Origin of the sequence: Candidatus Marithrix sp. Canyon 246 (genome assembly GCF_001723685.1) — a bacterium.
In the GTDB taxonomy this organism is placed as follows: domain Bacteria; phylum Pseudomonadota; class Gammaproteobacteria; order Beggiatoales; family Beggiatoaceae; genus Marithrix.
Genome location: NZ_MCBX01000005.1, coordinates 16,306 through 33,508, shown reverse-complemented (window position 1 = coordinate 33,508; position 17,203 = coordinate 16,306). Strand labels below are relative to the sequence as shown.

Annotated in this window: 23 protein-coding genes; 16 read left to right on the top strand and 7 right to left on the bottom strand. The window is 35.7% G+C overall.

What is annotated here, in order from left to right:
- Nucleotides 1–24 precede the first annotated feature (24 nt).
- A complete protein-coding gene (locus BHU68_RS04830) occupies nucleotides 25–744 on the bottom strand; it encodes a tRNA 2-thiocytidine biosynthesis TtcA family protein (RefSeq protein ID WP_253180922.1) in 720 nt (239 codons plus the stop codon).
- A gap of 269 nt (nucleotides 745–1,013) precedes the next feature.
- Between BHU68_RS04830 and BHU68_RS04825 the strand changes: the two genes are divergently transcribed.
- The 5 genes from BHU68_RS04825 to BHU68_RS04805 all read left to right on the top strand — a co-directional run bounded on the left by BHU68_RS04825 (nucleotide 1,014) and on the right by BHU68_RS04805 (nucleotide 6,361).
- Nucleotides 1,014–2,432 carry a form I ribulose bisphosphate carboxylase large subunit gene (locus BHU68_RS04825; RefSeq protein ID WP_069470177.1) on the top strand — a complete coding sequence of 473 codons (1,419 nt, stop codon included), beginning with the start codon at nucleotides 1,014–1,016 and terminating at the stop codon, nucleotides 2,430–2,432.
- Between the two features lie 11 nt (nucleotides 2,433–2,443).
- Nucleotides 2,444–2,791 (top strand): ribulose bisphosphate carboxylase small subunit, encoded by a 348-nt coding sequence (locus BHU68_RS04820; protein WP_216092687.1) that lies wholly within the window; start codon nucleotides 2,444–2,446, stop codon nucleotides 2,789–2,791.
- A gap of 68 nt (nucleotides 2,792–2,859) precedes the next feature.
- Nucleotides 2,860–3,171, top strand: a complete 312-nt coding sequence (locus tag BHU68_RS04815; protein ID WP_069470179.1) for a hypothetical protein — start codon at nucleotides 2,860–2,862, stop codon at nucleotides 3,169–3,171.
- 18 nt (nucleotides 3,172–3,189) lie between these two features.
- Entirely contained in the window at nucleotides 3,190–3,996 is an 807-nt protein-coding gene (locus tag BHU68_RS04810) for a CbbQ/NirQ/NorQ/GpvN family protein (protein ID WP_069470180.1), read from the top strand.
- Between the two features lie 4 nt (nucleotides 3,997–4,000).
- Nucleotides 4,001–6,361: a nitric oxide reductase activation protein NorD gene (locus BHU68_RS04805; protein ID WP_069470181.1), complete on the top strand. Its 2,361-nt coding sequence runs from the start codon at nucleotides 4,001–4,003 to the stop codon at nucleotides 6,359–6,361.
- An 87-nt stretch (nucleotides 6,362–6,448) separates the two neighbouring features.
- Here the strand turns inward: BHU68_RS04805 and ubiM are convergent, their stop codons facing one another.
- The 3 genes from ubiM to BHU68_RS04790 form a co-directional block, all read right to left on the bottom strand.
- Complete coding sequence (gene ubiM, locus BHU68_RS04800; protein ID WP_069470182.1) at nucleotides 6,449–7,639, bottom strand: 5-demethoxyubiquinol-8 5-hydroxylase UbiM; 1,191 nt, start codon at nucleotides 7,637–7,639, stop codon at nucleotides 6,449–6,451.
- 129 nt (nucleotides 7,640–7,768) lie between these two features.
- Entirely contained in the window at nucleotides 7,769–8,062 is a 294-nt protein-coding gene (locus tag BHU68_RS04795) for an AAA family ATPase (protein ID WP_069470183.1), read from the bottom strand.
- Nucleotides 8,040–8,561, bottom strand: coding sequence for an AAA family ATPase (locus BHU68_RS04790; RefSeq protein WP_069470184.1), 522 nt, complete (start codon nucleotides 8,559–8,561; stop codon nucleotides 8,040–8,042). Before BHU68_RS04790 ends, BHU68_RS04795 begins: the two co-directional genes overlap by 23 nt.
- A gap of 181 nt (nucleotides 8,562–8,742) precedes the next feature.
- Here BHU68_RS04790 and BHU68_RS04780 point away from each other — a divergent pair, with 181 nt between their 5' ends.
- Genes BHU68_RS04780 through BHU68_RS04770 form a run of 3 tightly spaced genes read left to right on the top strand, consistent with a single transcriptional unit; the run spans nucleotide 8,743 to nucleotide 10,299 of the window.
- A complete protein-coding gene (locus BHU68_RS04780; protein WP_069470186.1) occupies nucleotides 8,743–8,967 on the top strand; it encodes a hypothetical protein in 225 nt (74 codons plus the stop codon).
- Nucleotides 8,910–9,383: a hypothetical protein gene (locus BHU68_RS04775; RefSeq protein ID WP_141700046.1), complete on the top strand. Its 474-nt coding sequence runs from the start codon at nucleotides 8,910–8,912 to the stop codon at nucleotides 9,381–9,383. The genes BHU68_RS04780 and BHU68_RS04775 overlap by 58 nt, the downstream gene beginning before the upstream one ends.
- On the top strand, nucleotides 9,307–10,299 hold the full coding sequence (locus BHU68_RS04770) for a LamG domain-containing protein (RefSeq protein WP_069470188.1): 993 nt from the start codon (nucleotides 9,307–9,309) through the stop codon (nucleotides 10,297–10,299). The genes BHU68_RS04775 and BHU68_RS04770 overlap by 77 nt, the downstream gene beginning before the upstream one ends.
- Before the next feature lie 183 nt (nucleotides 10,300–10,482).
- On the opposite strand, the gene BHU68_RS04765 is transcribed toward BHU68_RS04770, so the two are convergent.
- The gene (locus tag BHU68_RS04765) at nucleotides 10,483–10,665 is read right to left on the bottom strand and encodes a type II toxin-antitoxin system RelE family toxin (RefSeq protein WP_069470189.1); all 183 of its coding nucleotides are present in this window, start codon (nucleotides 10,663–10,665) and stop codon (nucleotides 10,483–10,485) included.
- Complete coding sequence (locus BHU68_RS04760; protein WP_069470190.1) at nucleotides 10,659–10,997, bottom strand: hypothetical protein; 339 nt, start codon at nucleotides 10,995–10,997, stop codon at nucleotides 10,659–10,661. Before BHU68_RS04760 ends, BHU68_RS04765 begins: the two co-directional genes overlap by 7 nt.
- Before the next feature lie 303 nt (nucleotides 10,998–11,300).
- On the opposite strand from BHU68_RS04760, the gene BHU68_RS04755 reads away from it, so the two are divergent.
- The 8 genes from BHU68_RS04755 to BHU68_RS04730 all read left to right on the top strand — a co-directional run bounded on the left by BHU68_RS04755 (nucleotide 11,301) and on the right by BHU68_RS04730 (nucleotide 15,044).
- Nucleotides 11,301–11,543 carry a hypothetical protein gene (locus tag BHU68_RS04755; RefSeq protein WP_069473002.1) on the top strand — a complete coding sequence of 81 codons (243 nt, stop codon included), beginning with the start codon at nucleotides 11,301–11,303 and terminating at the stop codon, nucleotides 11,541–11,543.
- Nucleotides 11,536–11,667, top strand: a complete 132-nt coding sequence (locus BHU68_RS18000) for a hypothetical protein (protein WP_256359173.1) — start codon at nucleotides 11,536–11,538, stop codon at nucleotides 11,665–11,667. The genes BHU68_RS04755 and BHU68_RS18000 overlap by 8 nt, the downstream gene beginning before the upstream one ends.
- Before the next feature lie 228 nt (nucleotides 11,668–11,895).
- Nucleotides 11,896–12,150 (top strand): type II toxin-antitoxin system HicA family toxin, encoded by a 255-nt coding sequence (locus BHU68_RS04750; RefSeq protein WP_069470192.1) that lies wholly within the window; start codon nucleotides 11,896–11,898, stop codon nucleotides 12,148–12,150.
- Nucleotides 12,147–12,500, top strand: coding sequence for a type II toxin-antitoxin system HicB family antitoxin (locus tag BHU68_RS04745; RefSeq protein ID WP_069470193.1), 354 nt, complete (start codon nucleotides 12,147–12,149; stop codon nucleotides 12,498–12,500). Before BHU68_RS04750 ends, BHU68_RS04745 begins: the two co-directional genes overlap by 4 nt.
- A 26-nt stretch (nucleotides 12,501–12,526) precedes the next feature.
- A complete protein-coding gene (locus BHU68_RS04740) occupies nucleotides 12,527–12,886 on the top strand; it encodes a hypothetical protein (RefSeq protein ID WP_141699461.1) in 360 nt (119 codons plus the stop codon).
- The gene (locus BHU68_RS04735) at nucleotides 12,820–14,610 is read left to right on the top strand and encodes a LamG domain-containing protein (protein ID WP_069470195.1); all 1,791 of its coding nucleotides are present in this window, start codon (nucleotides 12,820–12,822) and stop codon (nucleotides 14,608–14,610) included. The genes BHU68_RS04740 and BHU68_RS04735 overlap by 67 nt, the downstream gene beginning before the upstream one ends.
- A gap of 34 nt (nucleotides 14,611–14,644) precedes the next feature.
- A complete protein-coding gene (locus BHU68_RS17130) occupies nucleotides 14,645–14,809 on the top strand; it encodes a hypothetical protein (protein ID WP_171900387.1) in 165 nt (54 codons plus the stop codon).
- On the top strand, nucleotides 14,796–15,044 hold the full coding sequence (locus BHU68_RS04730) for a hypothetical protein (RefSeq protein ID WP_069470196.1): 249 nt from the start codon (nucleotides 14,796–14,798) through the stop codon (nucleotides 15,042–15,044). Before BHU68_RS17130 ends, BHU68_RS04730 begins: the two co-directional genes overlap by 14 nt.
- 224 nt (nucleotides 15,045–15,268) lie before the next feature.
- Here BHU68_RS04730 and BHU68_RS04725 read toward each other — a convergent pair whose 3' ends face one another.
- The gene (locus tag BHU68_RS04725) at nucleotides 15,269–17,191 is read right to left on the bottom strand and encodes a flavin monoamine oxidase family protein (RefSeq protein WP_069470197.1); all 1,923 of its coding nucleotides are present in this window, start codon (nucleotides 17,189–17,191) and stop codon (nucleotides 15,269–15,271) included.
- Nucleotides 17,192–17,203 lie beyond the last annotated feature (12 nt).

Below are 17,203 nucleotides of genomic sequence, written 5' to 3'. Positions count from 1 at the left end.
ACTTTATATTATAAATATGACAATTTAATTACTCATCAAAGGGCGCATTGCTTTTAATAAAGATTGAAATACATGCTGATGGTCATTTTCTTGATTTGCTAACAAGGTTTTAACATGTTCACGTTGGGTAGGTTTACTAAAACAGGCTGGACAACTATCTTGAATAACAGGTAATTCTGCCGCTACAGAAAATGCCGCTGTTTGGCGTTCACGTGTATATACTAAGGGGCGTATAATTCTAATATCCCCAGCATCATTAACATAATTAGCTTTCATAGTATGCAAACGCCCATTATATAAAGCTGACATTAAAAAACTTTCAGCTAAATCATCTAAATGTTGTGCTAAAGCTAAAACATTATAATTTTGCTTACGAGCAGTGGAATACATAATACCGCGTTTCATCCTAGCGCAATAAGCACAAAAAGATTTACCTTTTAAATTTTGTTGCGCCTCATCCATGATAGGCTGCTGACAATAAAAATAATTAATACCAAGTTCAGCCAAATATGCTTTTAGCGGTGAAGGATCAAATCCGGGAATCAGAGGATCAACAGTAATAGTTGCCAATTCAAATTTTATGGGAGCATAAGATTTTAAATGTCCTAAAATATGTAAGAGAGATAAAGAATCCTTACCACCTGATAAACCCAATAAAACTCTATCACCATCCTTGATCATTTCATAATCAACAATGGCACGACCAACTTTGCGTAGTATGGATTTTGGTGGTTTTTTAAACAATATTAATAAAAACTCCATTTACAATAACAACAATATAATATATTTATTCATATTAACTTATCTTAATAATCAAAAACTATTATTGTTTTTTATAAAAAAAACAGATTATACTATCTGTTAGAATAATTATCCCTATTTATTTAGAAAATAGGGATAATTATATATCTAATAATAATATAAATTTATGATTTGATCATGAAAAATATTATTTGACATGATTTAAATATTATTTTATAATATCAGTTGTTTTCAACAACAAGGAAAGCTAAATGGCTAAAACTTATGATGCCGGTGTTAAACAATACCGCGAAACTTATTGGATGCCGGATTATACACCAAAAGATACAGATATCTTGGCATGTTTTAAAATCACACCACAAGAAGGTGTGCCAAGAGAAGAAGTTGCTGCTGCGGTAGCTGCTGAATCTTCAACTGGAACATGGACTACAGTATGGACAGATCTTTTAACTGATCTTGACCACTACAAAGGTCGTTCTTATGCGATTGAAGATGTTCCCGGTGATGATACTTGTTTTTATGCATTTGTTGCTTATCCAATTGACTTATTTGAAGAAGGGTCAGTTGTTAACGTAATGACCTCTTTGGTAGGTAATGTATTTGGTTTTAAAGCATTACGCGCTCTTCGTTTAGAAGATGTTCGTTTTCCAATTGCTTATGTAATGACTTGTAATGGACCACCACAAGGTATTCAGATGGAACGCGATATTTTAAACAAATATGGTCGTCCATTCTTAGGTTGTACCATTAAACCTAAATTAGGTTTGTCCGCTAAGAACTATGGTCGTGCATGTTATGAAGGTCTTCGTGGTGGTTTGGACTTTACCAAAGATGACGAAAATATAAATTCACAACCTTTCATGCGTTGGAGAGGTCGTTTTGACTTTGTAATGGAAGCCATTCACAAAGCTGAAGCAGAAACTGGTGAGCGTAAAGGACATTATCTTAATGTTACAGCTCCAACTTCTGATGAAATGATGAAACGTGCGGAATACGCTAAAGAAATTGGCGCACCGATTATTATGCACGATTACATCACTGGTGGCTGGTCTGCAAACACCCAGTTAGCACAATGGTGTCAAGATAACGGTATGTTATTACACATTCACCGTGCTATGCATGCGGTAATTGATCGTAATCCGCACCATGGTATTCACTTCCGCGTATTGGCTAAAATCTTGCGTTTATCAGGTGGTGATCACTTACATTCTGGCACAGTTGTAGGTAAATTAGAAGGCGATAGAGAAGCTACTCTTGGCTGGATTGATATTATGCGTGATTCTTTCATTAAAGAAGATCGTTCTCGTGGTATCTTCTTTGACCAAGATTGGGGTTCTATGCCCGGTGTTATCCCTGTTGCATCAGGTGGTATTCATGTATGGCATATGCCTGCGTTGGTTAATATCTTTGGTGATGATTCTTGTCTACAATTTGGTGGCGGCACACTAGGTCATCCGTGGGGTAATGCTGCTGGTGCGGCTGCTAACCGTGTTGCAGTTGAAGCTTGTGTTGAAGCTCGCAATCAGGGTCGTGAACTTGAAAAAGAAGGTAAAGATATTCTTACTTCTGCTGCAAAACATTCTCCAGAACTATCTGCTGCGATGGATACTTGGAAAGAAATCAAGTTTGAATTCGATACCGTTGATAAAATTGACGCTGCTCATAAATAATAGGAGAGATTATGCAAGATTATATTTCAAGTCTTAGTAATACCGCAAGCCGTAAATTTGAAACTTTTTCATATTTACCCCCGCTTGACGCTGAGCAAACCCGCACCCAAATTCAATACATTATTGATAAAGGTTGGAATCCAAGCATTGAGCACACTGAACCTGAACATGCTAGTGATTCATATTGGTATATGTGGAAATTGCCAATGTTTGGTGAAACCAGTGTGGATGCGATTATTAAAGAATTAGAAGCGTGTCATGCTGCACATCCAAATAATCATGTGCGTCTTTTAGGTCTTGATAATTTCGCTCAATGTGCGGGAACATCAATGGTTATTTATCATGGAAAAACTGTTTAATTTCCATTAAATAGTAAGTAAAAACCTCATTAATTAATGAGGTTTTTTTTTCACAAGAGTATTTATTAATGAAAAAACCAAAAAGATATGTAGGTATTGATAAGGATATAAATGGTGGTATGACCACTATTGGTAAAATTATTCGTGATGCTTGGGTATTTGGTGTGCTTGATGAAAGTGAAACTTGTGAAAACTGGAACCTAGCCGGGATTGACTCTTTACTTGATAAGGTTAATTCCGAGTGGGACAAATATGGTTGTATGCCAAGTCGTTTACCACCAGATTTGGCAATACGTCATCGCACAATTCACGAGAAGGCTATCCAAAACGCCAAACAATCAGGCTGGTCTGGCGAGATGGAGACCGAAGATGAAGAATAACAATCAACAGGAAGCACAATGTCAATAGATTTAGAGCAATATTTAGTTAAAAAAGAACCTTATTATGAAGCAGTTGGCAATGAAATAGATCTTTATGAAGCCGCTTATAGTGTGCGTATGCCAATGATGTTAAAAGGTCCAACTGGTTGTGGTAAATCGCGTTTTGTAGAATATATGGCGTGGAAATTAGGCAAACCTTTAATTACTGTTGCCTGTAATGAAGATATGACTGCTTCTGATTTAGTTGGACGTTTTTTACTTGATAAAGATGGGACTAAATGGCAAGACGGACCACTTACAACAGCAGCAAGAATGGGAGCTCTTTGTTATCTTGATGAGGTAGTAGAAGCTAGACAAGATACCACAGTAGTTATTCATCCGCTAACTGATCACCGTAGAAGTTTGCCACTAGATAAAAAAGGCGAATTAGTTGAAGCACATCCTGATTTTCAATTAGTTATTTCTTATAATCCCGGTTATCAGTCGCTGATGAAGGATTTAAAACAATCTACTAAACAGCGTTTTGGTGGACTTGATTTTGATTATCCAGAAACAGATTTAGAAGTATCAATTGTTGCTAAGGAATCAGGTGTTGATAAAGCGATAGCAGCAAAACTAGTGCAAATTGCTCACCGTGCTAGAAACTTAAAAGGACACGGACTTGATGAAGGTATTTCAACCCGCCTTTTAGTATATGCAGGTCAACTTATCGCTAAAGGTATTGATCCAAATGCAGCTTGTTCAATGACTATGATTACACCACTTACTGATGATGTTGATATGCGTGATACGCTAAATGCTGCGGTGCAAACATTTTTAGGGTGATTTGATGTCAACCATAATTCTCGAAGAATATTCAGAATTCTTAGAAAAAACCGCTCCAGAAGTGCGACATGTTATTGAGAACACTTTTGCTGATGCAGCTAGAGTGATATCACCTGCTGGTCTGAAAAAATATTTAGACGGAGCAAAGGCATTATGTCGCTTGGGGAGAGGTAATGATTTGGTAATTACTTATCTTGAAGTAATGCCACAAATTGTTAAAGAGTGTGGTGAAGATATTATTGATGACTGTATAACAGCAGCAATGAAAGCTTCATCAATGGTTTCTGGCGAAGTAATTGCTCTGCTTTTATCTAATTTGCCAAATGTAGCACGCCACTTTGGTGGTGATGCGCGGCTTGTACAGGGCTATCTAACATTTATTCATCAATTAGCCTCAACTGCTGCAAGAGGCTTGCGCCCAATGCTTAGCCATATTGATCAGCTACTATCTAAACTTACGCTTAGTGGGCTTAGAAGATGGGCTAATTTTGGTGCTAAAGCTTATCGTCGTGATTATAAGAATCTTACAGCTTATTTTAATTTAGAATCTGCTGATAGCCGCGCTATGCTGGAACGCGAACGCCGTGGTATTTTATTTGTCAAAGTGCAACGCAAGCTAAATTTTTATCTGCGTGCTTTATGGGGGCGTGATTTCTTTATTCGCCCAACTGGTGCTGATTATACTGATTTTCGTCCATATATTGAGGATAGAATTTTATATGTGCCTGATGCTGTTGATGATATAAAAGTTAATGATATAACTATTACAGGTTTAGAGTTATACCGGGCTACTGTTGCTCATATGGCTGCTCATATGATGTATGCCGCTGGACCAATGTCTGCGGAACAACTTAGCCCTGCGCAATTATTTTTTATTGGTTTGTTGGAAGATGCGCGGGTAGAATATAAGGCTGTGCAAGATTTTCCCGGGCTTAAAACTTTGCTGCGTAATTTAATGCTAGTTGAGTATAAGGAAAAATCTGAACATCCAACTATGGAAGTGTTAGAAAAATTTACCTTGCAATTACTTGATAGTAGCGTTCAAGGTGATGATGAAACTCTTAATCAATTTGCAGCCAAATTTCATAGTGAAATTGAAGCAAAACAAGATGATAATCATTTTTCATGGTTGATGGGCGTTGAATTATATAATATTTTTGCTAGCAGAAAAACAATGCCTAGTTTGCGGATTTTAGAACGCTATCGTCTGAGTTATCGTGATGATAATCGTATTATTTGGCAATATGAGGATATCAATTGGGATAAGGGCGTGGAATATATTGCTGCTAGCAAAGCCCAAGAGCGTTATATAGTTAGCCCACTGATGATGGCACATGAGGTAGATTGTGAGCTTGCAGGAGATGATGCTCAAGTTATTTGGACTTGCAAGGATGTTATGCGTGTCTATGAAGATGATTTAACTGATAATGCTACCAGTTTTAATGACATCATGGGCAGTGAACCAATTTCTGATCCTTTCCATTATCAAGAATGGGATTATCAAATTCAGTTGCATCGTCCAGATTGGGCAACAATTTATGAACGTCGCCCCCACAAAGCTGATCCTGAAATAATTGATAACATCTTAACTTTGCACAAACCAATTGCACATCGGATTCGTCAAATTATTGATTTGCTTGCACCAGCAGGAGTGCAGCGTCAAAGAGGCTTAGAAGATGGCGATGAAATTGATCTTAACGCCGCCGTTGATGCAATGATTGCTATTCGTATGGGTGAGCAACCAAGCCCGCGTATTACTATGCGTAATGTCTTGAAAACACGTGATTTATCAATCGTGGTTTTACTTGATTTATCAGAATCAACCAATGAAACTATTGGTGATAGTGAAAAAACTGTGCTAGAGCTGACACGTGAAGCAGCAACTCTTGTATCTGTGGCTATGGAAGGTATTGGTGATCCATTTGCTTTGCACGGTTTTGCCTCAGATGGCAGACACGATGTGCAATACTTCCGTTTTAAAGATTTTAATGAACATTTTAGTGATGATGCCAAAGCACGCCTAGCAGGTATGAAAGGTGGACTTTCCACTAGAATGGGAGCAGCTCTAAGACATGCAGGTTCTCATCTACACAAACAACAAGAAAAACGCAAACTAATTTTGCTAGTAACAGATGGTGAACCAGCAGATATTGATGAGAGAGATCCGCAACATTTGCGTTTTGATACCAAAAAGGCAGTAGAAGAATTATATTCTACTGGAGTGCTAACTTATTGTCTTACCCTTGATCCAAATGCTGATAATTATGTAAAACGCATTTTTGGTGAAAATAATTACACTATTGTTGATAATGTTGAAAGACTGCCAGAACAATTGCCACTACTTTTTGCTAGTTTAACTGGATAGCTTGAGTGGACCAACTATCAGACTTGTCAGGTTTTTAATACGCAGTCACGGAGCGAAGTAAACCTGACAGGTCTTTATATTGAACAGCTACAACTTAATAAAAGGCAAATACCCCTTTTCATCTTTTTCGGTTAATTTATTAGTAATCATACGCTTAATTGGAGCAAAATGATTAGCAAATCTTAAAGTCACGCTTCTCACAACCTTAGCTGGCAAGGTATCATTAGTAAACAATTCTACAATTTTATTAGTTCCAAAATATAAAGGCTTGGTAATTGATTGATGTTTTCTGTCATATTTACTTAACAGTTGCATTGAACCAATATCCTTGTTTTTAGAAATAGCATCTTTAATCTCCTTAGCAAGGGTATTTTGCCCCCTTAAACCTAAATTAAACCCATGAGCTGTTACTGGATGCATACCTACAGCAGCATCTCCAATTAAAGCAAAACGCTCCGCTACAAATCTATTCGCATGAACTGCAACTAATGGATATGAATATCGTTTGCCAATTAATTTCATTGAACCTAATCTACTCTTAAATTGCTGTTCAACATCAATATTAAACTGTTCTTCAGTCATATTTAATATTGAATCTGCAACATCAGCAGATACAGTAATTACCACTGAAGACATCTTACCTGTCATTGGCAAAATTGCCAAAGTTCTACCATAATGAAAACACTCAAAAGCAGTCTGATTATGAGACTTTTCATGCTCCATCCTAGATACAATTGCAACCCTAGAAAAATCATGCATACTAGCAGGAATTCCCATTTTACGACGGCTATTTGAAAATCTACTATCAGCGGCAACAATTAACGAAGCTTGCAAATTATTACCATTAGACAAACTAATACATCCCGGCTGCACATCTGTTACAGACACATCTGTCATTATCTCAACATTGTCTATAATTTTAACCACATCATATAAAGCTTGACGAATATGATAATTAGGAACCAAATAACCTAAAGCTTCCAGAGAAGAATTATCATTACCAAAATTTAAAAAATATGACGAATTACCATTTAATACTTTAGCTTTTTTGATTGGAGAAATCACTTCTGGAGGAATATGAGACCACGCTCCAAGCTCTTTCATTAATTTTACTGATAGATGGGTAAGTGCAATTTCACGTCCATCAGGTGCTGGTTGACTTAGTTGATCTATTGATGACTTTTCAATCATTAATATATTTAGATCAGTTTTTGCAAGAGAACGAGCAAAACTAAGTCCAGCCGGTCCAGCACCAATAATTATTATATCGTAATTCATGTTATTTATCTCAAATGTGAAAAACAAAAACTCTCAGACCTGACAGGTCTTTAGCTGAAAAACTATAACACAAAATTCTGATATAATTAAGCTGGGCCCTCACCCAAGCACATTATCAGGTAAAAATATTTATTTTGCCAGTTTTTCTGAGCGTCCTAAACACCTTGATACCCTAATGTTATAAACGACGTGCAAATCAACTTCATCAATTAATACTACTCCATTACCCATTAATGGGTTGTCTCTATGAGGATTGGCAATTGCTAAACGACGTGCTAAATCTGCTATTAAGGCTAATAGTGTTTTTTCTCCTGATGAAAGTTGATTAATATTTAAAGGAATGTTATCTTTATTAATTATCATGTCACCATTAGGATTATTGAGCCAATTAATAGATAATTTATCGAATTGTTTTATTTTCACCGATTTGCCTTTCAATGTTTTCTTGCCATTTATACCAATTAAAAAAGTTGACAAAATCAAAGGATTTTTTATCTAAGGCACCTTCGTAGGCATTGAAAATATCGGTTGCAAAGTTGTCATTGGTATTTTTGAAATCAATGGCATTTACTGGCGCATTGTTGGCAGGATAATAAACCGCTAATGGAATATCATCAAATTGCTGATCTTTGCTAAAACTAAGATTAAAATCTATTTCTTCACCATCTAAAAGTATTGAAATACTATTATGTGTGTTAGAAAAATTTAATACTCTTCCATATTTTATATATTCTTGAAAAAGCGTCAATAAAGAAGCTAAGCAATCTAAAAAAGCTGTTTTTCCAACACCATTTTCTCCTATTAAAACAGTTAAATATGGTTGAAATTCTAGTTTAAAATTTTCAAAACATCGAAAATTTTCTATGGAGACTTGTTTTATTTTAACTTCAGGTTGAAATATATCATTCTTGTTTGTATTCATGATATATTGTATCATTAAAAATTTAAGGCGAGAAATAAAAACGATATTAATATCAATAAATACATACGCCATTTGCCCTTTTCCGCCTGATCTTAAGCCACCTAATGAAGGAATTATCCCTTGGCTTGGTGGTGGCGGTGAAGTTAGTTTAAATGCTAAGCTTTTGACTAGTCAGGAGTAGGTGCTGAATGAGCTTCATGATAAAACTGTTGAAAAAAGCTTTTCTCAAAGCTTTACTCTGAAGTATGATTTGAAACTTGGTAATGGGCGGTTTGATATTGATTCTAGCGATCCTTTGAATGATACTGCTGATCGTGTAAAAACTAATGCTTGTAAATTCAAAACATTATGTGGCTATGCAGTTTGCAAATCGGTGTTGAAATTAAGAATGAAGTTACTAAGTTAAATAAAGTTACTCGTGATAATGGTTATTTGGAAGTGGTGGCTTATCAGAAAGGTGGCGATGTTACTGGATTAGCGCGTATTTTCAGCGGCGAAAATAGTCAAACAGTTCCAGCATTTTCTTGTTCTTTGAATAATTTGAAAGCTTGTACATCGGCTTTGGATAAAATTGTCCAATATATTGCAAGCAAAGAATTTGCAGAAGGTGTCAAAGCTTATCCTGCTATTTTAAATTATGCTTATCGCCCCTATTGGGAAGTTGATCCTGATGTGCCAGAAGAATTGAAAACTTCAGAAGTTTCAACAGATATTGAAAATGCGCGTATTAGATTAGCAGAAACTTATGAAAATATTACAATTGGATTTAGCTACAAATCGTCAACAAGAATTAGTAGGTTTAGCTACACAATTGCAAACTGACGCTGAAAATGTACAAAAAGCGGCATTGATTTGCTTTAGTGATTTAGAAGCTTGTGTTAGTAATACTAATCAGGTTTTAGCTAATGTTGCATATGATAGAAAAATTATAGAACCTAATCCGTTTACTGATGGATTATTAGTTTATTATCCATTTAATACCAATGCTTTAGATGAAAGTGGAAATGATAATAATGGTAAAATTCATGGTGCTAGTTTGGCTGAGGATAGATTTGGAAAGAAAAATAGTGCTTATAGTTTTGATGGAGTAAGTAACAAGATAGTAGTTCGAGATGCACCCTTACTAAATTTCGGAAAAACAGAATTTTCCATCGGAGTTTGGATAAAAACTACTCAAACAGGAATTTGGAAAAGAATAGTTACAAAAAGAGCACATATCAACACTGGAAATTGGTATTCCTTAGCTGTTTTGAATGGCAAAGCAAACTTTGAAATTTATGCAGGAGGAAACTTAGGCTCTATTAGTAATGTCAATGATGGTCATTGGCATTTGCTATTTATTACTAGAAATTTATTTAACTTTTCTATGTATATTGATGGAAATATCGAATCTACAATGGTTGATGAAGGAAGAAATTTGAATAGTGGTATGAATACGCCATTGGAAATAGGTATTTGGGCAACAGAATCATATGGTGGAACTTTCAATGGTCTTATGGATGATATCCGCATCTACAACCGCGCCCTAAGCGATAGCGAAATTCAACAACTCTACAATAATGCAAGCAATCAAACCAAAAATTGTAAAGCAAAGTTATTAGATAGAAAATTAGAAATTCCTTGCGTCAGTGTGCCAAATGTGGTTGGTACAGCAGCAGATATTTACTCATTAGAAATGATAAACACACATTTCAAGATTCTTGTCTGGCAAAGTACAATTTCAACACCGGAAGTTTAAATTTGCTTTGTGTAAATGTGCCTAATGATAGGGATTATCTTATGAAAATGCAGCAAAGATCGGGTACATTGGTATTTGACTTGATTGATAGTCAATAACTCTGGCCACAGACCTGACAGGTTTTTAAAACCTGTCAGGTCTAAAACCCCGTGTTGAAAGTTAACGATGTACCAGTGGTGAAATTTAATAAATATCTCGTCTAGGTCCAACTTTGACAATCAAAACTTGTAATACATCATCATATATTTCATAAATAACACGATAATCTCCCACTCGAATACGATAACGATTTTCAAAACCTTGGAGTTTTAAATTGACGTAAAGCCGCTGGACGGTATTTAAGAAGATAAGCCATGATATTACCATCCTAAGATTTTATCAGCTTGCGTTGAATTAAGTGACTCACCTTCTTCTTGCAGTGCATCATCTACATCAGCATTGTCAATACAATTTTCAAGTTGTTCAATAACTCTAACATCTTCTATTGGCACAATCGCCAAAAATACCTTATTTTTATATGTCAAAGTTTGACGTTCTTTTTCAATTGCAACATGATCAAATAATTCAGTTAAAGTCTGTTGTGTAGCACCAATATATTTCAATATTTCTAATGCGTCTAGTACTTTTTGGTAAGCTAGTTTATCCAAAAATACTCCACCTTGACTATTGGTTAAATAAGGTTTATTTAATTTGTACATATCCCATAATCCGTATTTCAGTCTGTTTAGATTGCTGTGTGTGTTAAAATAGCCACCATAAATTAATATTTATATTAACATTAATATGCTTATCTAAGCAAACCTTAAGTATAATAAAAAATTTGAAGCAAGGAATAAAACCCATGAAACAAATCATTAATATCAATAAACACATACGCCATTTGCCCTTTTCCGCCTGATCTTAAGCCACTTAATGATGCTATTAATGCTTGTAAATTCAAAACATTATGTGGCAATAATTTTGTTTATCAAACTGAAGAAGGTGCTAGTGTTTATGTGGCTATGCAGTTTGCTTTTACTAGTCAGGTACATGAACAAACTTTTAAACGTACTATTGGAGCCGATTTAGAACATACATTTAAAGTTAATGGCGTTAGTGTCAAAGTAGGTTTGAAAATTGATACAGCAGTTACTAAATTAAATAGAATTACTCGTGATAATGGTTCCTTGGAAGTAGTGACTTATCAGAAAGGTGGCGATGTTACTGGATTAGCGCGTATTTTCTTGTACTCAGGCTTTGGATAAAATTTATCGCCCCTATTGGGAAGTTGATCCTGATGTGCCAGAAGATTTGAAAACTTCAGAAGTCTCAAAAGAGATCGAAAATGCGCGTTTTAGATTAGCTAAAACTTTACAGTTGGATTGTTAAGAAAAGCCGTTAAAAAACTACAGGGATTGCACCGCAGTTATCCCTGTTAAAATGCAATCCCTGTAGTTTTTATGTCATTATCTTTTACAAACCGGAAATTTAAATTTATCTTGTGTAAATGTGCCTAATGATAGGGATTATGTGATGAAAATGCAGCAGAGAGCTGGTACGCTGATATTTGACTTGATTGATACTAAATGATATTTTAATCAACTATTTAAATAAATTATGAATAATAAGCATCATAAAACCCTTGTTGCTATATTTTCCGATCCCGTCAATGGAAACCTAGAATGGCGGAAGATTGAGGCACTATTTATGGCTTTAGGTTGTGAAATCATAGAAGGAAGCGGCTCTCGTGTAACTTTTTTATTGAATGGAGTGCGTGCAGATTTCCACCGTCCGCATCCAAACAAGGAGGCACTGCGGTATCGGGTGCTTGATGCTAGAGCTTTTTTAAACATAGCAGGTATAACACCATGAATACAATGACTTATAATGGCTATATTGCCAGTGTAGAGTATGATAATGAAGATCGTATTTTTGTAGGTCATCTTGCTGGCATCCGTGACATAGTTGGATTTCACGGCACCAGCGTTGATGAATTGGAATCGGCATTTGAAGAAGCCGTTGATCACTATTTAGAAATTTGCGAAAAAACTGGTCAACAACCCCAGCAGCCATATTCCGGGAATCTAATGGTAACTATTTCTCCCGAAGTACATGCCGCTGTTGCAACAGCCGCTGAAATAAACAAAAAAAGTCTAAATCAGTGGATTACTGAGATATTAACTCAAGCAGTTCAAGGAACATCTCGTACTATAAGTACTTAAGCTTAAAATACAAGGAATAAAAACCTATGAAAAACATCATAAAAACGATGTTAATATCATTAATATCAATAAACACATACGCCATTTGCCCTTTTCCTGCTGATACTAAGCCACCTAATGAAGGAATTATCCCTTGGCTTGGTGGTGGCTTTGATTTTGATCGTGAGCGGATTAAGGTTATCAGTTGTCTAAATGGGCAAAAAGTGATGAGTGGCGGTGGTGAAGTTAGTTTAAATGCTACACTTTTGACTAGTCAGGAACAAGTGCTTAATGAGCTTGAGCGTAAGGTTGGCGGTAAAATTAAAATAGGTTTTTTAGTTTGGGTGGCAGTAAGACTTTTATTGATAAAACTATTGAAAAAAGCTTTTCTCAAAGCTTTACTCTGAAGTATGATTTGAAACTTGGTAATGGGCGGTTTGATATTGATTCTAGCGATCCTTTGAATGATACTGCTGATAGAGTTAAAACTAATGCTTGTAAATTCAAAGAATTATGTGGCAATAATTTTGTTTATCAAACTGAAGAAGGTGCTAGTGTTTATGTGGCTATGCAGTTTGCTTTTACTAGTCAGGTACATGAACAAACTTTTAAACGTAGTGTTGGAGCTGGTTTAGAACATACATTTAATGTTAATGGTGTTAGTATCAAAGTCGGTGCTAAAATTGATACAGCAGTTACTAAATTAAATAGAATTACTCGTGATAATGGTTCCTTGGAAGTCGTGGCTTATCAGAAAGGTGGCGATGTTACTGGATTAGCGCGTATTTTCAGCGGCGAAAATAGTCAAACAGTTCCAGCATTTTCTTGTTCTTTGAATAACTTAAAAGCTTGTACATCGGCTTTGGATAAAATTGTCCAATATATTGCAAGCAAAGAATTTGCTGAAGGTGTTAAAACTTCTCCTGCGATTTTAAATTATGCTTATCGCCCCTATTGGGAAGTTGATCCTGATGTGCCAGAAGAATTGAAAACTTCAGAAGTTTCAACAGAGATAGAAAATGCGCGTTTTAGATTAGCAGAAGCTTATGAAAAGATTACAATTGATCAAAAAACACTAGCTAAAACTTTACAATTGGATTTAGCGACTAATCGCCAACAAGAATTAGTAGGTTTAGCTACACAATTGCAAACTGATGCTGAAAATGTGCAAAAAGCGGCATTGATTTGTTTTAGTGATTTAGAAGCTTGTGTTAGTAATACTAATCAGGTTTTAGCTAATGTTGCATATGATAGAAAAATTATAGAACCTAATGCGTTTACTGATGGTTTGGTTGCTTATTATCCGTTTAATACTAATGTGTTAGATGAAAGTGGAAATGATCATCATGGAACTATTAATGGTTACTTTAGCAATAATGATTTTTCAATTAGTTTTTACTTTTCTCTGAATTCGACTGCATCCTCTGCCTTACTGTCTAAAAGAAAATCATGTCAACATGGCAAGTTTTTTGATATAAGGAGTAGCAGCAAAAGAATTAATTTTGAAATAGATGACTCATCAACAAATTACGTTGTTCTGCATTCTAATAAAATAAATGTCCGTAAATGGTATTTTTACACTGCAATAAAAAACGAAATTAATATCCGTCTATATATCAATGGTAACTTGGTTAATGAACAGCCAATAAAAGGCGTAATGGATATATCAAATAATGCCACATTGGGTTTTAGCAATAGCCCATGTATAGGAAGAGATGGTACAACGATGCTGAAGGGATCAATTGATGAATTCCGCATCTACAACCGCGTCCTAAACGATAGCGAAATTCAACAACTCTACAATAATGCAAGCAATCAAACCAAAAATTGTAAAGCAAAATTACTAGATCAAAAATTAGAAGTTCCTTGCGTCAGAGTACCAAATGTTATTGTTGGTGGAGCAGATATTTATTCGGTAGATTTGATAAACACACCATTCAGCAAGCGTTTTGATGTTGATCTTAAGACACTAAAAAAACACACATTTCAAGATTCTTGTTTGGCAAAGTACAATTTCAACACTGGAAGTTTAAATTTGCCTTGTGTAAATGTGCCTAATGATAGGGATTATGTTATGAAAATGCAGCAGAGAACTGGTACATTGGTATTTGACTTGATTGATAGTCAATAAGTTTTCTTAAAAACAAGTTGCTCAAACGGTAATAATGAATAATATTCTTGAACTTATATTTGATGAAGTTTCTAAAAATTTTTACCAATATACTGGCAAAAAAATTATCTTGACTCGGATTGATTCAAATATATTAAACGCATGGCGTAAAAATTGGGTTTCTATAAATACAAGGAAACCACCTAATGGTTGGTTCTGAAAAGTCGAGAATAATTTTTGATAAAACCATACCCATTCCATTATTCCTCTTTTTAGTAATCCTTTCAGTTCCATTTTTATTTATTTTTATGTTATGGACATTGTTTAGTTTTATATTAAGCTTTTATTTTAACAAAGTGACTAAACCTTCTTATGAAGAAACCAAAAAATGGTTTAAAAATAATAGTGGTTATTTTGCCAATCTTTCTGAAGAAGAAAAAATAATAGTTATGTAGATGATATAATTAAATATTAACCTAATCATGCTATTATTCCTTGGTTTGCTGGTGAAGATACTAAATGATTAGCAAGCTAGTAATTTAGCTTGTGCTGAATCTTGACAATGAGAATAAAATTCTCATTGTCTGAATTATTTAATATATTTTGTAGGCTACCAACTTAAGGCAGGCTAAGAAAATCTCCCGCCTTAAATTGGAAATTGGTAGCCAAAAATTGTTTTTTAAATACCTTCCACCATCAATCGAGTGTCTGGTAAACTTGAAAGATATGGAATTTCCAAATCTGGTCGGGTTAAGCGAGAAATGGAATTTAAGGCTGAGGCAATTGCGCCTTCCTGCCAACCAGGTAATGAAGATAATTGATCGCCAATAATAAAAAAATTAAGATTCGATAAGTTGCCTTCTACATCAGAGACCGCGCTACCTTGGGCTAGACAGTTAAAGTGTTCTACTGAATTTTCAACAACATGCCATTGTGCCCAACCACCTTTAATATATGGCATGTTTTGCCAAGCAATCGCAACACCATCTTTTAATCCATCAGCAAAAGCTTGTCCAAATAATCCAGCACCCTCTTGTGCATTTTCTAATCTGGAATTTACATCAAGTTTTCCCCACTTGAAAGCTGTTTCTGAAAAGTTATAAGCGCCAGTCAACACGCCTTTTTCATCGTTGTAAGCCGTGGATGGATACCATATTTGAACAATCTCATGATCTGTCCAAGAAATACCACCAAAAATAGGCACCACACCTGCTTCTGATTTTGGCACTGCCAGTATTTCCTGATTACAGCTTTTATCATGATAAGGTGTTATTGGACTGCCTTGCCATAAGTTGCGGTCTGCTTGCCATCCCACTTTGGTGGTATTCGCGAGAAAACGTGCTACATAACCGTTTTGATCAGGTTCTTCCTTTGGTTCAAACTGAGAACCATAAACCGCTTGAAGACTATTTTTAAAATTATCATTCAATCCACAATCTGTATTTGTACTTTGCAGATTATTCGATAAAATATTTTTTAGGAATGGCATAGCGATATTACTGAAACAATAGTCAGCTCGATATTCAATACATTTACTGGTACCAATCTGCTTGACTTGAATAATAAATTCATTAGCGTCACTATCCCAATCAATGGAACTGACAGGACTATTTAAATGAATCGTCCCACCCAAAGCTGTAACTTGTTGGGCGAAAGCATGTTGCACCTGATCCATGCCGCCTACTGGTTGAAATGAGGTTGGTTGCCAAGGAAAATCAACTGGTTGGTAAAAACGTGTTTTATCCCAAAATTCAGATTCTAGCAGGCTCTCGAAACTTAAAGCCTCAGCGATTTCACCTGCATCCACTCCTGGTAATACCTTATACCCCGCACGTGAAATCCCGTTCTCCAAGCCATCTTCGCCCGCAGTCGGCGCATATTGCCCGATGTTTTCACCACTAGGGGCTAATTCACCAAAGGAAATCATTAAATTTTGAATTTGCTCTGTACGCATTTTCCAACTGGATTCTTCATTAGGCCATGTTGATTGGGTCAATGATTCAGCATTTTCATAGACTATCTGCGCCAACCAGCCTCGGGTGTTATGATCCAAACGGCGATAAGCCACAGGTTCTGAATTAATAGGTCCATTTGCCATCTGCACCAAATTTGACTCACTATTCATCACATAAACTTCGATGTCCACCGCAAATTTTTTCAAATAATGCAACACACGTTTATGTGAGGATGGAATACGACCAGGTCCTGCATTCAAATAGGGTTCACTATCCCCAAGAGGTCGTTTAAATCGAACAACTTGTGTTTCACCAGGTGAGGAATCAAACAATTCATTATTGATATCCTCTGTTAATGTATCTCCAGTGCGTAGCGTCAAACAACGACCACCTGTTCGATTTCTTGCTTCCAACACCGTAACCTGCATCCCAGATTCTTGAGTCAATAGCTCATAAGCGGTGGTTAAACCAGCAACGCCAGAACCCAAAATAATGGCACGCTTGCCAGCAAACTGATTGGGTTTAATTTTAATGGCACCTGGCGTAATCTTTTTTTGCTGATTAGTCGCCGTATCCAAGGCTGCCCAGGCACGTGCTTTAGGATTATTTTTAAAAAATTGTGCTCGACTCTGATTATTTTTTGACATTTTGGTTTACCT

Excerpts from the sequence above, each read along its gene's own strand:
- BHU68_RS04790 (WP_069470184.1), bottom strand. The coding sequence starts at position 8,561 with ATGAATACAAACAAGAATGATATATTTCAACCTGAAGTTAAAATAAAA.
- BHU68_RS04810 (WP_069470180.1), top strand. The coding sequence starts at position 3,190 with ATGTCAATAGATTTAGAGCAATATTTAGTTAAAAAAGAACCTTATTAT.
- BHU68_RS04750 (WP_069470192.1), top strand. The coding sequence starts at position 11,896 with ATGAATAATAAGCATCATAAAACCCTTGTTGCTATATTTTCCGATCCC.
- ubiM (WP_069470182.1), bottom strand. The coding sequence starts at position 7,639 with ATGAATTACGATATAATAATTATTGGTGCTGGACCGGCTGGACTTAGT.
- BHU68_RS04770 (WP_069470188.1), top strand. The coding sequence starts at position 9,307 with ATGAAAATATTACAATTGGATTTAGCTACAAATCGTCAACAAGAATTA.
- BHU68_RS04805 (WP_069470181.1), top strand. The coding sequence starts at position 4,001 with ATGTCAACCATAATTCTCGAAGAATATTCAGAATTCTTAGAAAAAACC.
- BHU68_RS04725 (WP_069470197.1), bottom strand. The coding sequence starts at position 17,191 with ATGTCAAAAAATAATCAGAGTCGAGCACAATTTTTTAAAAATAATCCT.
- BHU68_RS04825 (WP_069470177.1), top strand. The coding sequence starts at position 1,014 with ATGGCTAAAACTTATGATGCCGGTGTTAAACAATACCGCGAAACTTAT.
- BHU68_RS04820 (WP_216092687.1), top strand. The coding sequence starts at position 2,444 with ATGCAAGATTATATTTCAAGTCTTAGTAATACCGCAAGCCGTAAATTT.
- BHU68_RS04755 (WP_069473002.1), top strand. The coding sequence starts at position 11,301 with ATGCAGTTTGCTTTTACTAGTCAGGTACATGAACAAACTTTTAAACGT.
- BHU68_RS04765 (WP_069470189.1), bottom strand. The coding sequence starts at position 10,665 with ATGGTAATATCATGGCTTATCTTCTTAAATACCGTCCAGCGGCTTTAC.
- BHU68_RS04815 (WP_069470179.1), top strand. The coding sequence starts at position 2,860 with ATGAAAAAACCAAAAAGATATGTAGGTATTGATAAGGATATAAATGGT.
- BHU68_RS04740 (WP_141699461.1), top strand. The coding sequence starts at position 12,527 with ATGAAAAACATCATAAAAACGATGTTAATATCATTAATATCAATAAAC.
- BHU68_RS04775 (WP_141700046.1), top strand. The coding sequence starts at position 8,910 with ATGTGGCTATGCAGTTTGCAAATCGGTGTTGAAATTAAGAATGAAGTT.
- BHU68_RS17130 (WP_171900387.1), top strand. The coding sequence starts at position 14,645 with ATGAATAATATTCTTGAACTTATATTTGATGAAGTTTCTAAAAATTTT.
- BHU68_RS04730 (WP_069470196.1), top strand. The coding sequence starts at position 14,796 with ATGGTTGGTTCTGAAAAGTCGAGAATAATTTTTGATAAAACCATACCC.
- BHU68_RS04760 (WP_069470190.1), bottom strand. The coding sequence starts at position 10,997 with ATGTACAAATTAAATAAACCTTATTTAACCAATAGTCAAGGTGGAGTA.
- BHU68_RS04745 (WP_069470193.1), top strand. The coding sequence starts at position 12,147 with ATGAATACAATGACTTATAATGGCTATATTGCCAGTGTAGAGTATGAT.